Source organism: Flavobacterium bizetiae, from assembly GCF_902804475.1.
GTDB lineage: Bacteria > Bacteroidota > Bacteroidia > Flavobacteriales > Flavobacteriaceae > Flavobacterium > Flavobacterium bizetiae.
In genome coordinates this window covers 1-14,274 of record NZ_CADCSU010000184.1, presented here as the reverse complement: position 1 = coordinate 14,274, position 14,274 = coordinate 1, and the positions used below count along the sequence as shown (strand labels likewise).

General features: G+C 32.4%; 17 protein-coding genes. 7 read left to right on the top strand and 10 right to left on the bottom strand.

The window, feature by feature from the left end; all coding sequences use genetic code 11:
• Positions 1-347: 347 nt before the first annotated feature.
• The 3 genes from FLACOL7796_RS22850 to FLACOL7796_RS22840 all read right to left on the bottom strand — a co-directional run bounded on the left by FLACOL7796_RS22850 (position 348) and on the right by FLACOL7796_RS22840 (position 2,752).
• The gene (locus FLACOL7796_RS22850) at positions 348-791 is read right to left on the bottom strand and encodes a hypothetical protein (RefSeq protein WP_173973084.1); all 444 of its coding nucleotides are present in this window, start codon (positions 789-791) and stop codon (positions 348-350) included.
• Positions 792-1,021: 230 nt separating this feature from the next.
• Positions 1,022-2,122: a BT_3928 family protein gene (locus FLACOL7796_RS22845; RefSeq protein ID WP_173973083.1), complete on the bottom strand. Its 1,101-nt coding sequence runs from the start codon at positions 2,120-2,122 to the stop codon at positions 1,022-1,024.
• A gap of 87 nt (positions 2,123-2,209) precedes the next feature.
• On the bottom strand, positions 2,210-2,752 hold the full coding sequence (locus FLACOL7796_RS22840; protein ID WP_173973082.1) for a DUF1599 domain-containing protein: 543 nt from the start codon (positions 2,750-2,752) through the stop codon (positions 2,210-2,212).
• A 212-nt stretch (positions 2,753-2,964) separates the two neighbouring features.
• On the opposite strand from FLACOL7796_RS22840, the gene folP reads away from it, so the two are divergent.
• From folP to FLACOL7796_RS22825, 3 genes are read left to right on the top strand one after another with little or no spacing between them, the layout of a single operon-like run.
• Positions 2,965-3,789: a dihydropteroate synthase gene (folP, locus tag FLACOL7796_RS22835; RefSeq protein WP_173973081.1), complete on the top strand. Its 825-nt coding sequence runs from the start codon at positions 2,965-2,967 to the stop codon at positions 3,787-3,789.
• A gap of 38 nt (positions 3,790-3,827) precedes the next feature.
• Positions 3,828-4,454 carry a toxin-antitoxin system YwqK family antitoxin gene (locus FLACOL7796_RS22830; protein WP_173973080.1) on the top strand — a complete coding sequence of 209 codons (627 nt, stop codon included), beginning with the start codon at positions 3,828-3,830 and terminating at the stop codon, positions 4,452-4,454.
• A 33-nt stretch (positions 4,455-4,487) separates the two neighbouring features.
• Positions 4,488-5,111 (top strand): hypothetical protein, encoded by a 624-nt coding sequence (locus tag FLACOL7796_RS22825; protein ID WP_173973079.1) that lies wholly within the window; start codon positions 4,488-4,490, stop codon positions 5,109-5,111.
• Between the two features lie 12 nt (positions 5,112-5,123).
• Here the strand turns inward: FLACOL7796_RS22825 and rlmH are convergent, their stop codons facing one another.
• The 7 genes from rlmH to FLACOL7796_RS22790 all read right to left on the bottom strand — a co-directional run bounded on the left by rlmH (position 5,124) and on the right by FLACOL7796_RS22790 (position 10,851).
• Entirely contained in the window at positions 5,124-5,597 is a 474-nt protein-coding gene (rlmH, locus tag FLACOL7796_RS22820; RefSeq protein WP_029269532.1) for a 23S rRNA (pseudouridine(1915)-N(3))-methyltransferase RlmH, read from the bottom strand.
• A gap of 141 nt (positions 5,598-5,738) precedes the next feature.
• Positions 5,739-6,041 (bottom strand): antibiotic biosynthesis monooxygenase family protein, encoded by a 303-nt coding sequence (locus FLACOL7796_RS22815; RefSeq protein ID WP_173973078.1) that lies wholly within the window; start codon positions 6,039-6,041, stop codon positions 5,739-5,741.
• A gap of 50 nt (positions 6,042-6,091) precedes the next feature.
• The gene (locus FLACOL7796_RS22810) at positions 6,092-7,504 is read right to left on the bottom strand and encodes an amidohydrolase family protein (RefSeq protein WP_173973077.1); all 1,413 of its coding nucleotides are present in this window, start codon (positions 7,502-7,504) and stop codon (positions 6,092-6,094) included.
• Between the two features lie 250 nt (positions 7,505-7,754).
• Positions 7,755-8,039: a GNAT family N-acetyltransferase gene (locus FLACOL7796_RS22805; RefSeq protein WP_173973076.1), complete on the bottom strand. Its 285-nt coding sequence runs from the start codon at positions 8,037-8,039 to the stop codon at positions 7,755-7,757.
• Positions 8,040-8,045: 6 nt separating this feature from the next.
• Positions 8,046-8,441, bottom strand: coding sequence for an OsmC family protein (locus FLACOL7796_RS22800; RefSeq protein ID WP_173973075.1), 396 nt, complete (start codon positions 8,439-8,441; stop codon positions 8,046-8,048).
• Positions 8,442-8,444: 3 nt separating this feature from the next.
• Positions 8,445-9,326 (bottom strand): pirin family protein, encoded by an 882-nt coding sequence (locus FLACOL7796_RS22795; RefSeq protein WP_173973074.1) that lies wholly within the window; start codon positions 9,324-9,326, stop codon positions 8,445-8,447.
• A gap of 424 nt (positions 9,327-9,750) precedes the next feature.
• Complete coding sequence (locus FLACOL7796_RS22790) at positions 9,751-10,851, bottom strand: DNA alkylation repair protein (protein WP_173973073.1); 1,101 nt, start codon at positions 10,849-10,851, stop codon at positions 9,751-9,753.
• Positions 10,852-11,200: 349 nt separating this feature from the next.
• Between FLACOL7796_RS22790 and nadC the strand changes: the two genes are divergently transcribed.
• From nadC to bla-B1-FLAV, 4 genes are all read left to right on the top strand, one after another.
• Positions 11,201-12,058, top strand: a complete 858-nt coding sequence (gene nadC / locus FLACOL7796_RS22785; protein ID WP_173973072.1) for a carboxylating nicotinate-nucleotide diphosphorylase — start codon at positions 11,201-11,203, stop codon at positions 12,056-12,058.
• A gap of 81 nt (positions 12,059-12,139) precedes the next feature.
• Entirely contained in the window at positions 12,140-13,060 is a 921-nt protein-coding gene (locus FLACOL7796_RS22780) for a YihY/virulence factor BrkB family protein (protein ID WP_173973071.1), read from the top strand.
• 4 nt (positions 13,061-13,064) lie between these two features.
• Complete coding sequence (locus tag FLACOL7796_RS22775) at positions 13,065-13,493, top strand: DUF2147 domain-containing protein (RefSeq protein ID WP_173973070.1); 429 nt, start codon at positions 13,065-13,067, stop codon at positions 13,491-13,493.
• Positions 13,494-13,507: 14 nt separating this feature from the next.
• The gene (gene bla-B1-FLAV, locus FLACOL7796_RS22770; RefSeq protein WP_173973069.1) at positions 13,508-14,242 is read left to right on the top strand and encodes a subclass B1 metallo-beta-lactamase; all 735 of its coding nucleotides are present in this window, start codon (positions 13,508-13,510) and stop codon (positions 14,240-14,242) included.
• The last annotated feature ends 32 nt before the right edge of the window (positions 14,243-14,274 follow it).

Sequence of the window (14,274 nt, the reverse complement as noted above, 5' to 3'; positions counted from 1 at the left end):
ATCCTAAAGATTTCAGGTAATAAATGATCATCAACAAAGTTAAACAAACAAATTGAATGAGAAATGGAGATTAACAAAAATTGAACAGTCGCTTATTTTATAACAAAAGACAAAAATTAGGTTAAAAAACAGAGAGTGAAATCGTAATAGTAGAGTAGTGAAATACGAATTTTGATGTATTTTTTGATTTATTCAAAAAATGTAGCGTAAAAAATATTGTATTTATTTTAAAATCGTGTTGTTTTGGATCAAAAAAACAGCTGGAAAAAGTGTTTTTTAGAAAAGAAATTACATGTCTTTTTAGTAAAGAAAGATGAAAACAGTATTCGTAATTTTTATTTTTTTAGTTAGTCAAGAGATGCGAGAATATTATAAACTCCGGATGTCTGATCTCGTTTAAATACTACATTGTTAATTTCGACATTTTGATATTCAAAATCCAAATCTTTTTTGACTAAAATGGCATCGACATGAAGTTCAAAAAGACTTTTGTCATCTATATTAATAGAATAATTGATGTTTTCGCTGTCTCTTCCCACGTTTTCAAGCACGATAATATCCAAATTATTATCTGATATAAATTGATGTTTTACAACGTCGTTAGAATCCAGATTTTTTACAATAATTTTTTGAGGATCATATTTTTTGCTGGTGAATACATTTTCTCCTGTAGTTTTATCTAAAATCTGAAAAGCAAAAGTTTCCGGCGCTGTGAGATTGTCGGTAATATCAGCTTCACTATTACATCCAATCAATAAAAAAAGAAATACGAGACTTGACAATTGTTTCATAGCTATAGAATTTAAATTAAACAATTTCTAAGATTAACAAAAGGTACGGCTTATAATTTAGATTTTTGAAGCAGAGGATGTTATTTTAACGTATTTTTTAGTTTAAATTATACTTGCAATTTGTCCTATTTTGTTCGTTTAATCGTATTCTGATAATGTACATATCAAAAAAAACACCAATTCAACTTTATAGAAGAATTGGTGTTTTGTAAATTATAATGATCTGATTTTTATAACTTCAAATCTTTAATATCGTTGTAATGTACTTTTTGAACTACGGTTCCGTTGTGTAAAGCTACGATGCTTGGGTTGGCTCTTTCTACGGTTTTTAAAGCCGTTGCATCACAAAAATAGAAATCAACATTTAAACCATATTGTTTCTTTGCTTTTGCTATTTCTTCTGCTCCAGAAGCCGTCATGGCAATAACTTTATATCCTTTTGCTTTTGCTTCTTTATTTACAGCTTCTAATTTTTTCATTCCGTCAGGATTAGATAAAGCCAGATCATACGTTACGAAAATTAGTAATTTAGGTTCTTTTAATAATTCTTCTTTATAATCAGAATCATCTTTTACCATTGTAAAATCGTGAATTGGCGGAATATAACCTTCTGTAATTACCTTATCTTTTCTGTCAACAAAAGTCGCACCTTCAGGAATATTTGCTAAATCTTTTTCTGTAAATTCTTTATCAACACCATTTACTTTGTAGATAAAAATCATCTCAACCACAGATTTTGGCGCACCTTCAGGAATTTCCATTCCTTTTTCGATATTCGTTCCTACTTTATAAGGACGAAAATCTTTGATTGGATTATGATTTAAAACCCAAACTGCCATAAAAATGCATAAAACCACACTTGCGTAAGTGATAATATTGGTAACAGCACTTGAGAATAAAGGTTTTACTAAGTTTTTATTAATGAATAAAATCAGAATAAAGAATAATAAAACAATATCTTTTGTGAAGGATTGCCAAGGTGTTAAATGCAAAGCGTCTCCAAAACATCCGCAATCTTTTACAACATCAAAATAAGCCGAGTAGAAGGTAAGGAATGTGAAGAAAACGATTAAAAGTAATAAAGCCCAAATGGTAAGTTTTGATTTGTAACCAACCAATAACATAACGCCCAAAACAACTTCAAGAATTACTAAAAAGATCGCTAATCCTAAAGCCAATGGCTCTAAAAATGGCATATTAAAAACCGGTTCGCTAAAGTATTCTGCTAATTTATAAGAGAATCCAACAGGATCATTCAGTTTTATTAATCCGGAGATAATAAATAATACTCCGACAAATAATCTTGAGAATTGAGTAATGATGTTTTTCATGTCAAATATTTAATATTTAAAATCCCAATTTTTTAAATTCCAAATTCCAATTTTACGGTTGGAATTTGGAATTTTATTTTTTGGAATTTATTTGTTTATAGGTTCAAGGATTAAAGCAAAAACAGAATAATTAATCATATCCTGATAATTAGCATCAATACCTTCAGAAACCAAAGTTTTACCTTTGTTATCTTCAATTTGTTTCACGCGAAGTAATTTTTGCAGAATCAAATCTGTCAATGAACTTACGCGCATATCACGCCACGCCTCGCCATAATCATGATTTTTGGCTTCCATCAACTCTTTGGTCAGCTTAACTTTGGCATCGTACAATTCGGTTGCTTGTTCTACGCTTAAATCAGGCTGATCTACGACACCCAATTCTAACTGAATCAAAGCCATAATCGAATAATTGATGATCCCGATGAATTCTCCTTTTTCATCTTCATCAACTTTACGCACGTCGTTTTCCTGTAAGCTTCTGATTCTTTGTGCTTTTATGAATATCTGATCGGTTAGCGATGGCAATCTTAAAATTCGCCATGCACTACCATAATCTTTCATTTTATTGATAAATAAAGTTCGGCAAACCGTAATTACATTATCAAATTCAAGGGAAGTATTCTTCATTTATTGCTGTATATTTGCTAAAATTTCTTCAAAAATAAGGATAATTTTTTAAGAGTTTCAAGTTAAGGTTTTCTTTGTTTCAAGTTTTTTCTAAACAAAGTGTTAATGGCAATAACCTGAAACCGTAAAATGAGATAAAAGTTTCAAGTTTCAAGTTTTAGAACTTGCGCAATCTGCATTAACCTGAAACCTGAAACAAAAAATATAAATAAATGCTAATTAACTGTAAAGGCCAACTTATAGATTTATCGATTCCTAAAGTAATGGGAATTTTGAATGTTACGCCAAACTCCTTTTTTGATGGAGGAAAATATAAAAACGAAGAGGAGATTATTTTCCAGGTAGGTAAAATGTTGGCTGAAGGCGCGACGTTTATAGATATTGGAGCTTACTCAAGCAAACCAAGTGCTGAGTTTGTGACTGAACAAGAAGAGATTGAGCGAATTGTTCCTGTGATAGAATTAATTTTAAAGCATTTTCCGGAAACTTTATTGTCTATTGATACTTTTAGAGCTGAGGTTGCAAAAGCGAGTATAGAAAGTGGCGCAGCGATTATAAATGACATTGCAGCAGGGGAATTAGACAATAAAATGTTTGATGTAATTGCCGATTATAATGTTCCGTATATCATGATGCACATGCGCGGAAATCCGCAAACGATGCAAAGCCTTACAGAATATGACGATATTGTAAAAGAAATGCTGTTTTATTTTTCTGAGAAAGTAAAGTTGGCGAGAAGTCTCGGAATCAACGATTTGATTTTAGATCCCGGTTTCGGATTCGCCAAAACAACCGATCAGAATTATGAGGTTATGCAAAAAATGGAACTTTTTAATTTATTAGAATTGCCTGTTTTGGCCGGAGTTTCGAGAAAATCAATGATTTATAAAACTCTAAATAATACAGCACAAGAAGCTTTAAACGGAACAACAGTTCTCAATACAATTGCATTGACAAAAGGGGCGAAGATTGTTCGGGTTCATGATGTAAAAGAAGCAGTGGAATGTGTTGCTTTATTAACTAAGATGAATTTTTAGCTATAGATTTAGATTTTACAGGTGAAAAACTAAAGATTATGAGAAAGCAATTGGTATTTTTATTTTTAATGTTTTTTAGTGTTTCTTTTGTTTTTAGTCAGGACGTAGGTATTGTCAGGGAATTTGATTTTGTCTATCCGGAAAGTATTGAGGAACCAAGTGAACTTTGGCCAAATCAAAAAATATTTAAAGATTCATTGAATAATGGGATATGGATTGCTTATAGTAAGTATGGCGATGATTACTGTATTTTTGAAGTGAAAAACAGAACAATTGAAGGGACTTTTTTCTACAAATATCCTAATGGACAAAATAAATGGAAAGTCGAATACAAGTCAGGTAAAAAAGTTGGTGTTTGGCAAAGATTTTCTGAAAATAATATAATTTTAGACGAGATTCCGTACGAAAATGATTTAGCAAATGGTCAAATTAGGAAATATAATAATGGAATATTATCGGGTTTTTTAGATTATCGCAATGGTGTTGAAAATGGAAAATTTGTTGGGTATCATGAGAATGGTAAGTTGTCATTTGATGGGACTTTTGTAGATGGAAAAAGAGAAGGCCAATTTTTTAATTATGATAGTGATGGTTTTTTATATTTAATTGAATTTTATAAAAATGGTGAAATGCAAAAGAAAAAAATAATAAAAAGAAAAAAATAATAAAAAGAAAAAAATAATAAAAAGAAAAAAAATATGAAATACTTTACTCTAATTATCGCTTTCCTTTTTTTTTCATGTGAAAAAAAAGAAGACGTTTTACTTCCAAAATCAAACGTTTCTATTGTGAAAGACGTTCAGGATCATTCGCCAATTTATATTTTCTTTAAAACAGAAGGAAAAGATACCCTTGCCGATGTAAACAGAAAGAACAGTATTATTTCGACCAATTGGCTTTTTAATATCGACAAACGTTTGCCTTTAAAATTGGTAATTCCGGAAGTAATGAAACTACAGGAGAAAAAACGTGCTGATAGCGCCCACAAAAACGAAGATGCCGAAAACTATTATTCGTATGCAGATTCTATCGGGAAAAACTTAGCCTTTTTACCTTTCACGAAAGTGTATTATAAAACAGAGAAACCTAAATCAGAAGGATTGACTTTGTTTTTTAAAAAGAATCAAACAGTTGAAGTAAACCAGCAAGTTCTTAAAAAAGAAGAATTACTAAACTACATTGCAAGTCTTGATTTTGCAGTTAAACCCAAAATGCAATTTTGTTTTGATAAGAATATGAGTTTTGATGCTTATATTCAGGATAAAATTTTAGTTCAAAAACTAGAATCATTTGCAAAAGTAACAGAAGAATATATTTTTTAAACTGAATACTTTTTACTGATGATGATAAGGTTCATTTCTTAAAATCGTAAAACCTCTATACAATTGTTCGATAAAAAACAATCGAACCATTTGGTGCGAAAATGTCATTAACGAAAGCGAAATTTTACCTTGCGCTTTACTGTAAACAGTATCAGAGAATCCGTAAGGACCGCCAATTACAAAAACAAGAGTTTTGATTCCGGAATTCATTTTCTTTTGTAATTCTTCAGAGAAACCAACACTGGAGAAGTTTTTTCCGTTTTCATCCAATAAAATCAATTGATCGGTTGGCGTTAATTTGGATAAAATCAATTCGCCTTCTTTTTCTTTTTGCTGACTTTCAGATAAATTCTTTACGTTTTTAATATCTGGAATAATCTCCAGATCAAATTTGATGTAAAACGACAAACGTTTGGTATAATCGTCAATCAAAGTTTGAAGCGATTTATTATCTGTTTTGCCAATGGCAATAAGTTTGATATTCATTTGTTAAGTTTTGTTTGCCACGAATTACACTAATTTGCGCGAATTTATTTTTTTGCCACAGATTAAAAGGATTTCCACAGATTAATTTATTTGTATTTAATAAAAAAATCTTTTTAATCCTTTTAATCTGTGGCAAATAAACTATTTTTTATTCTCAAAAACAGTTTCGAAATGTTCTACAACAGGAAAAGGTTCGTAATAATGATGTAAAATCTTTTTCCATTCCAGATAAGCCTCAGAAGCTCTGAAACCTACGGTATGATCTTCAAGCGTATTCCAATCTACTAATAAAAGATATTTGTTTTCGACTTCAAGACATTTCTCTAAACGATGTCCTAAATAACCATCACTCGACGAAATGTATTGACTTGCTTTTGCGAAATCAGCTTCAAATTGAGTTGCTAAATTTGGTTTTATATAAAGAAATACGGCTTCTAGAATCATAATATATCGTTTGTAAACCTGACAGGTTTTAAAAACCTGTCAGGTTTCGTTTAGTTGTTAAACTTAGCTTCAAAAGTTTTAAATCTTGCATCCAAATCCTTCACTAATTGTTTTTTTACTGATGCATCCTGAATAAAACTATAATTGATGCTGTTATAAACATATTGTTTTATTGTAGCGTACGAAACGTCAGGATATCTTTTGGCCAGTAAAACATATTGTTCAGTCATATTGGTTCTCAAAATTCCGGCATCATCAGTACTAATAACAATTGGCACATTAAATTCTTTGTAAAGCGTAAACGGATGTCTGTTTTCTTTTACTTTCAAAATGAATTCGTTACTCGTTAAGTTGATCTCAATCGGAATGTTGTTTTTTGCCATGTAACGCAACAAATCGTATGAATTTGCTTCGTAGGCAATATCAACTCCGTGACCAATTCTGTTGGCTCCGGCAACGTGGATAGCATCGTTTATATGCCAGGTTAGATCTTCGGGCTGAACTAATCCTAAAGTTAGTTCTCCTGCGTGAAGCGTGTATTTTACGTCCGGATATTTAGAGTGACAATATTTGAACATGACCATATGCAACCAATAATCTTTCATAGAGTTTTCGCCATGTTCGGGAGAAACGATGTTTACACCTGCAACCAATTTACTGTCGTTTGCCGAGATAAAAGCAATAGTCAGGTTTTTGAATAAATCTACCGGATCCATAAAACGAAGCACAAAATTTTGATAACGCATAGTAAAACGATCGTCATCAATTTTTAAGTCTTTATGAAGTTTGGCAATGAAATTAGTATTGAAATCTGCAGCATATTTTTTAGCATCTTTCTTTTGAAGCGATTTATACAATTCGTCTAAAAGTTTTAAAACTGCTTTTTCATCTTTTTGCGCTGCTGTCTGACGTAATTTTGTATTAAAATCAGTCAAGTCAGCAACATTCATATCACACGGAATCGTTGATAATTGTGTTTCGATATAACTTACATTTTCAGCAAGAGCACGTTTTTTTAATTCAAGCATTCCTTCTGCAAAATGGCTTGTGATAGTAGATTCAAATTTCATAAAAGAATCAAAAAACTGATCGTCAGAAGGAACAGCACCATTATAATCCTTAACAGACCAGGTCTGCATAATTTGCTGCTCGTAATATTCTAGTTTTTCTTTTTCTTTAAGAGATGAAAATCTTTCCCAGTTTCCTTTTTCAGGTTTTGTTTTCGAAACCGCCATAGTTACCAGATTCAAATAAAAATCTTCTGCAATGGCTCTTTCTAAAAGAGGTTCTGCATAAACTGATCCTGAAAAATGATGGTGTAAATCGCCGCCTTTTGGCATTTGTTGAAAGAAAGCTGTTAAGAGAGCTTCGTTATTTCTGTTCTTTTGTAAATAATTTTCAGCCGTTTGAGAAAAGCCGATTTGTGCTATGAAAAAACAGAAAAGTGTAATTATCCTCGTCATACTCTAAGTTTAAATTACATGCAAATATACAAGTTTCTGGCGAGATTTTAAAATTGATTTTTACAGTGGCTGATTTTTTACCGCAAAGAACGCAAGGTTTTTTTATCTGCAAGGCTTAATACAAACGCAAAGTTCGCAAAGCTTTATCTAAAAAACTTTGCGAACTTTGCGTATCCCGATAGCTATCGGGATTGCGTGCTTTGCGGTTAAAAAGAACTTAGAACCTTAGCAACTCAGAACCTCAGTACCTTTAAGAAAAAAGTACATCATGAATTTCTTCTACTTTATCAAAAACGCTCTTAGCGAAAGGACAAAGTGGAATAATTTTTAAATTATTAGCTCTGGCATATTCTACAGCGGCCATAACTAGTTTTTTACCAACGCCTTTTCCGTTAAACTCTTCGTTTACTTCGGTGTGGTCAATAATGAATTTTGAATCTCCAGCCCAGGTATAAGTCATTTTTCCTGCTTGTTTTCCGTCTTCTACAGCTTCAAAATAGCCTCTTCTTGTATCGTTTATTTGTTGAATTTCCATGATAAGTTATATTAATGTGGTTTTGATTTCTATTGAATGTGTTAATGTTTTGTGTATCGGGCAACTGTTGGCAATAGTTTCTAGTCGCTGTCTTTGCGTTTGGTCTACTTCGCCAATAATTTCGATTTTTCTGGTAAATAAAGAAACGTTTTGGTTCGAATCCCTTTCAAAATCAACTTTGATATTGATTTCAGAAACGTCCCATTGTTTGCGATTGATGTACATTCTTAAAGTAATTAGCGTACAGGAAGCTAGTGACGAAGCCAAAAGTTCTGACGGACTAAATCCTAAATTTTTACCGCCCATTTCCTGAGGTTCATCGGCGATTACAATGTTTCCGCTGGCTGATTTTATTTCCGTTCGATACAAACGTGTATCTATTTGTGCTGATATTGTTTCCATATATTATTTGATTCTTGGCTGAGGTAATGGTACAAATTCTGTTTCTCCCGGAACTTTTGGGAAAGTTTGTTCTGTCCAGTCTTTTTTTGCTTTTTCGAGAAGTTCTTTGTCTGAAGAAACGAAATTCCAAAAAATGAAATGTTCTTCAGGAAACGGAGTTCCGCCAAAGATATAAACGGTAGAATTTTCAGCAATTTCAAACTCACACAAAGTACTGTCGTTTGTAATTAAAATTTGTTTCGGATCATAAACATGTTCACCGCTTTTAATACTTCCTTCCAGAATATACAAACCGCTTTCGCCAAATAAATGATTGCCAATGTTTATTTTTTTAGCTTCGGTACTTTTGATCTCGATAAAATATAGCGGACTATAAACCGGAACCGGTGATTTTTTGCCAAAAGCTTCTCCGGCGATTAATTTATATGAAACTCCATCTTCTTCCCAAGCCGGGATATCATCTGCTTCAACGTGAGTGAAATTAGGTTCCATTTGCTCTAATTCTTTTGGTAAAGCGACCCAAATTTGCAATCCGTGAAGCATTTTGTCTGAATGTCTTAAATATTCAGGCGTTCTTTCAGAATGTACGATTCCTTTTCCGGCGGTCATCCAGTTTACGGCGCCTGGTTTTATTTCTAATTCAGTTCCTAAACTATCGCGGTGCATAATACTTCCTTCAAACAAAAAAGTCAAAGTCGAAAGTCCGATATGTGGATGCGGCGGAACATCCATATTTTCATGATCACTTAAATGTGCAGGTCCCATATGATCGATAAATACAAATGGTCCAACGGCTCTTTTTTCACGGAAAGGCAATAATCTGCCTACCATAAAATTGCCAATGTTGGCAGCGCGTTCTTCGATAATTAAACTGATATTTGACATGTGGTATTTTTTATTTGATTTGAAAACAAAATTACAGCAGTCATGCTTGTCTGTAACTTAATTTAGATTAAGAAAAGTTGTTTTTTGTATTATTTATAAAAGTAAGGAAAATGTGGAATAATTCAAATTGATTTATTTGATGTAGTAATTTGGACGTTTTGTCATTTCGACCGAAGGGAGAAATCACACTAGAAATTCCGTAAAGAGAATCTCCAATCTTTGTAGAGTTACGAGTGTGATTTCTCCCTTCGGTCGAAATGACAAACTAGACGAAAATATTATTACGACACAGATTGTCCTAGCCCCGATAGGAGTGGAAATCCTTTTGTGGCGGTGTTCGCCACAAAAGATTGGAACGTATAGCGGGATTAGCTCCTGAAAATGAAAATACTACAGCAATTGAAATGACAAAACTGCGAGAATTTTAATCAATAAGTTCAAATTCCAGTGCTTCACTTTCAGTTCCGTTAATGATAATTGACAATTGATGTGTTCCGGTATGAAAAACACGGGTTGTAATGATCTTGAAAGACTGATTGCGATCGACTTTAATTAGTTGATTGGGCTGATAGCTTTTTTCGCTGATTTTAAAGACTTTTTTAGCCAAATGGCCTTTTGCTTTTTTATAATGAACGGCGTATTCTAAACGAACGGTTTTGGCCTCGTAATTTTTATTGTTTAAGTGAAATTGAAACTGAAGATAATCTCCGATTTTTACCACAGGCGTTTTAATTTCAAAATTAGAAAGTTTGATGTTCGTGCTTTCTAAACCGTAATGACTTAAAATTTCAGGATGTCCTTGCTTTAATAAAGTTCGTGCGCCATGTTTGATGATTCCGTCAGTTTCAGGGCTTTTTCCGCGCCATTTTCCGGCAATTTCTAAAACGATTTGGGAATTGTCTTTGGCGATATCGTTAAGATTGTTGGCAACACTTCTGCGCACATATTCTGAAGGATCGTTTTTCAGGTTTTCTAAAATAGGCAGTATAGAAGTTGGATCTTTCTTTAAATACGGAATCGCCATAGCCCACGGTAATCTTGGTCTGCTTCCTTCGCTGGCTAATCTGCGAACGTGATGATTTTCGTGTAAAGACCATTGAATCATTTCGTCGATCATTTCTTGTCGGTATTTTAAAACGAAAGGACGAACGGCAAATTCGCAACTGATAAATTGAGTGATGGAAACAAAGGCTTTCGCCGAAGTTTTAAAATCGTCTAAACCATAGGTCTCAATATAATCAGCAAAGAAGATAAAGGCCAAATTGCCATCTGTAAAATTATTTTTCTTTAAATTTTCGATGATTTTATCAATTAGAGAAACGGCTTCGGGAAAATTTTGAGGCATAAATTGATGTAGCACAATTGTGGTGTGTTTCATGCGTTCTTTCCATTCTTTTTGGGTAAAATCGCCTTGGTAAATAGTTTCAATAAATTTTTGTTTATCGAAAGTTGGATGCACTTCGGCCACAGCCTGACCAAATTTTTCGTAAAAAGTAACCGAGTAAATATCTTTAATTAAGCCCATGATTTTGTTTGATTGAACCTCAAAGGTATTTAATGTTTCTAATAAAAATTATAGATTTTGAATGAAATTTTAAACACATAGAAATATAGAATTTAATGTTATAATAGTAAAGATGCTAAAAAAAAATCTAGATTTTTAACACATAGCAAAACGCATTGGCTATGTGAATTAATGCAAGTGAAACGCCTCTTTAACGAATTCGAATGCTATGTTTCTATGTGTTAAAAAAAAGATGAGTTTTACCTGTAACTTAAATTGAAATTTCTAGTCTTACTATTTTTTTGGAGATGGTTAGCTTTCAAATACCCAAAATATATCCTACTTTAGCATCTTATAAAATTTAATAAAAATGATTAGCGAAGTACAATTTCAAAGTGAATTACAACTATTAATTAGCAATGCAATTCGTGAAGATGTAGGCACAGGCGATTATAGTTCATTGGCGTGTATTCCGGAAACGGCGCATGGCCAGGCTAAATTATTGGTAAAAGATCAGGGAATTATTGCGGGTGTTGCACTTGCAAAAATGATATTTGAATACGTAGATCCAAAGCTAAAAGTTAAGACTTATATAGAAGACGGAACCCATGTAGAATACGGCGATGTAGTTTTTGAGGTTTCAGGAAGTTCACAATCTATTTTAAAATCAGAAAGAGTGGTTTTAAATACGATGCAACGTATGTCTGCCATAGCTACAAAAACAGATTATCTGATGCAGCTTCTGGAAGGTACAGGCGCTAAAATATTAGATACGCGTAAAACGACTCCAAATTTTAGAGTTGCAGAAAAGTGGGCTGTAAAAATAGGAGGTGGCGAAAATCACCGATTTGCTTTGTATGATATGGTGATGCTAAAAGACAATCATATCGATTTTGCTGGCGGAATTACTCTGGCAATTAAAAAAACGAAAGAATATTTGAAGGCGAATAATTTAGATCTTAAAATTATTGTTGAAGCCAGAAATCTGGATGAAATTCGAGAAATCCTTTTAAGCGACGGAGTACACAGAATTTTGATTGATAATTTTAATTATGAAGATACTAAAACAGCGGTTCAGTTAATTGGTGATAAATGCCAAACGGAATCTTCTGGAAATATTAACGAAAAAACGATTCGTGAATATGGTTTATGTGGTGTAAATTATATTTCATCTGGTGCTTTAACGCATTCGGTTTATAACATGGATTTGAGTTTAAAAGCGTTTTAATAAGAAGTTATGAGTTGTGAGTTATGAATTATGAATTTGAAATAATTTAAAAACTTCACTCAAAAATCTAAAATTATAAATATGTCTCAAGAGATAGAAGATCGGATTGAAAAGATTCCTGTAATACGTTCTCTTGTCCGATTATTAAAGAGAATAAAGTTGCCTTGGCTGGAAGGTTTTTCGTTATACGATTTACTCGAAATGTATACGATTGGTATTATCGATGGGGCATTTTCGTACCATGCGAGTGCGGTTTCGTTTAGTTTTTTTATGGCATTGTTTCCATTTACTTTGTTTATTCTGAACTTGATTCCGTTTATTCCTATCGATAATTTTCAGGGAGATTTTTTGCAGTTTGTGCAGCAAAGTGTTCCGCCAAATACATACGATGCTATTAATAAAATCATTAGTGATATTTTAAATAATAGTCATTCGGGATTATTGTCTTCCGGTTTTTTACTTTCTATTTTTTTGATGGCAAATGGTATTAACGGGATTTTAAGTGGCTTTGAATCTTCGAAACATGTTTTTGATAAACGAGGCTGGTTTAGTCAATATTTAGTGGCGCTTGCAATTTCGCTTGTTATGACCATTATATTGTTTGTAACGGTGGCTACAATTGTTGTTTTTGAGGTTTTAATTCAAAAAACAATCATTCAGGATGTGTTGAGTGATCGTATTCCGCTGATTATTTTGGGACGATATTTGTTTGTTGTATTAATGATTTTGATAACAACTTCAATATTATTGCGTTATGGTACTAAGCAATATAATAAAGTGCCTTTTATAAGCATTGGATCTGTTTTTACAACCATATTAATTGTTATATCTTCGTTCTTTTTTGGGATTTGGGTTATAAAATTCTCAAAATACAACGAACTTTATGGTTCAATTGGGACATTATTAATTCTAATGTTTTATATTTGGATAAACTGTATGATTCTGCTTTTAGGATTCGAATTGAATGCTTCTATCAGAAAATTAAAACAAAAAAACAAATAATATTATGAAAAATTGGATGTTAACGATTGGTGTTTTTTTCTTTGCATTGAGCATTCAGGCTCAAAGTGTTATTGGAAAATGGAAGACAATTGACGATGAAACCGGAGAAGCAAAATCTGTTGTCGAGATTTACGAAAAATCAGGAAAAGTATACGGTAAAGTGGTAGAGATACTTCGTGCCGATCATAAAAAAGATGTTTGTACAAAATGTGAAGGTGCAGATAAAAACAAACCAATTTTAGGTTTAAATATCATTAACGGTCTTAAAAAAGATGGTGATGAGTATAGCGGAGGAACTATTTTTGATCCTACAACCGGTAAAAAATACAAATGTTATATTACTCTTGAATCTGCTGATAAATTAAAACTTCGCGGATATATCGGAATTTCTATTATGGGAAGAACGCAATACTGGACAAGGGTTAAAAATTAATTACATATAATAAAATGCGAAAGTTAGCATCAATACTTTTGTTCTTAGGAATACTGTCCAGTTGCTTTGGACAATCTAAGAATTCGCCATTACAAATAAGTCATCTTACAGGTGACTTTTATGTTTATAAAACTTTTCATGATTATAAAGGGACTCTGATTTCTGCGAATGCATTGTACCTTGTTACTAATAAAGGTGTTGTGCTTTTTGATGCGCCTTGGGATAAAACCCAGTTTCGGCCATTATTAGATAGTATAAAAGCAAAACATCATAAAGATGTTGTGATGCATTTTGCAACGCATTCTCATGAAGACAGAGCAGGAGGTTTAGATTTTTACAGACAAAAAGGAATTAAAACCTATACTATAAAATTAACCGATGAGATTCTCAAGAAAAATAACGAAAAGAGAGCTGAATTTATAATTCCTAATGATACTACTTTTACAGTTGGTCAGCATACTTTTGAAGTTTATTATCCGGGAAAAGGTCATGCTCAGGATAATATCGTAGTTTGGTTTCCTAAGGAAAAAATACTTTACGGAGGTTGTTTTGTAAAAAGTACCGAAGCAAAAGATTTAGGATATTTAGGCGATGCTGATGTAAAAGATTGGGAAAAATCGATTAAAAAAGTACAGGAGAAATTTAAAAATCCCAATTATATTATTACTGGTCATGATGACTGGAAAGATCTGAATTCTTTAAAACATACTTTAAAATTAGTTAAGGAATATAATGCTGTTGCACACTAATTATTATCTTCGGATCTTGGAAGGTGTATTAT

Coding starts and splice junctions, on each gene's coding strand:
- FLACOL7796_RS22790 (WP_173973073.1), bottom strand. CDS start 10,851: ATGGGCTTAATTAAAGATATTTACTCGGTTACTTTTTACGAAAAATTT.
- FLACOL7796_RS22825 (WP_173973079.1), top strand. CDS start 4,488: ATGAAATACTTTACTCTAATTATCGCTTTCCTTTTTTTTTCATGTGAA.
- FLACOL7796_RS22830 (WP_173973080.1), top strand. CDS start 3,828: ATGAGAAAGCAATTGGTATTTTTATTTTTAATGTTTTTTAGTGTTTCT.
- FLACOL7796_RS22795 (WP_173973074.1), bottom strand. CDS start 9,326: ATGTCAAATATCAGTTTAATTATCGAAGAACGCGCTGCCAACATTGGC.
- FLACOL7796_RS22800 (WP_173973075.1), bottom strand. CDS start 8,441: ATGGAAACAATATCAGCACAAATAGATACACGTTTGTATCGAACGGAA.
- FLACOL7796_RS22840 (WP_173973082.1), bottom strand. CDS start 2,752: ATGAAGAATACTTCCCTTGAATTTGATAATGTAATTACGGTTTGCCGA.
- bla-B1-FLAV (WP_173973069.1), top strand. CDS start 13,508: ATGCGAAAGTTAGCATCAATACTTTTGTTCTTAGGAATACTGTCCAGT.
- FLACOL7796_RS22850 (WP_173973084.1), bottom strand. CDS start 791: ATGAAACAATTGTCAAGTCTCGTATTTCTTTTTTTATTGATTGGATGT.
- nadC (WP_173973072.1), top strand. CDS start 11,201: ATGATTAGCGAAGTACAATTTCAAAGTGAATTACAACTATTAATTAGC.
- folP (WP_173973081.1), top strand. CDS start 2,965: ATGCTAATTAACTGTAAAGGCCAACTTATAGATTTATCGATTCCTAAA.
- FLACOL7796_RS22780 (WP_173973071.1), top strand. CDS start 12,140: ATGTCTCAAGAGATAGAAGATCGGATTGAAAAGATTCCTGTAATACGT.
- FLACOL7796_RS22775 (WP_173973070.1), top strand. CDS start 13,065: ATGAAAAATTGGATGTTAACGATTGGTGTTTTTTTCTTTGCATTGAGC.
- rlmH (WP_029269532.1), bottom strand. CDS start 5,597: ATGAATATCAAACTTATTGCCATTGGCAAAACAGATAATAAATCGCTT.
- FLACOL7796_RS22845 (WP_173973083.1), bottom strand. CDS start 2,122: ATGAAAAACATCATTACTCAATTCTCAAGATTATTTGTCGGAGTATTA.
- FLACOL7796_RS22810 (WP_173973077.1), bottom strand. CDS start 7,504: ATGACGAGGATAATTACACTTTTCTGTTTTTTCATAGCACAAATCGGC.
- FLACOL7796_RS22815 (WP_173973078.1), bottom strand. CDS start 6,041: ATGATTCTAGAAGCCGTATTTCTTTATATAAAACCAAATTTAGCAACT.
- FLACOL7796_RS22805 (WP_173973076.1), bottom strand. CDS start 8,039: ATGGAAATTCAACAAATAAACGATACAAGAAGAGGCTATTTTGAAGCT.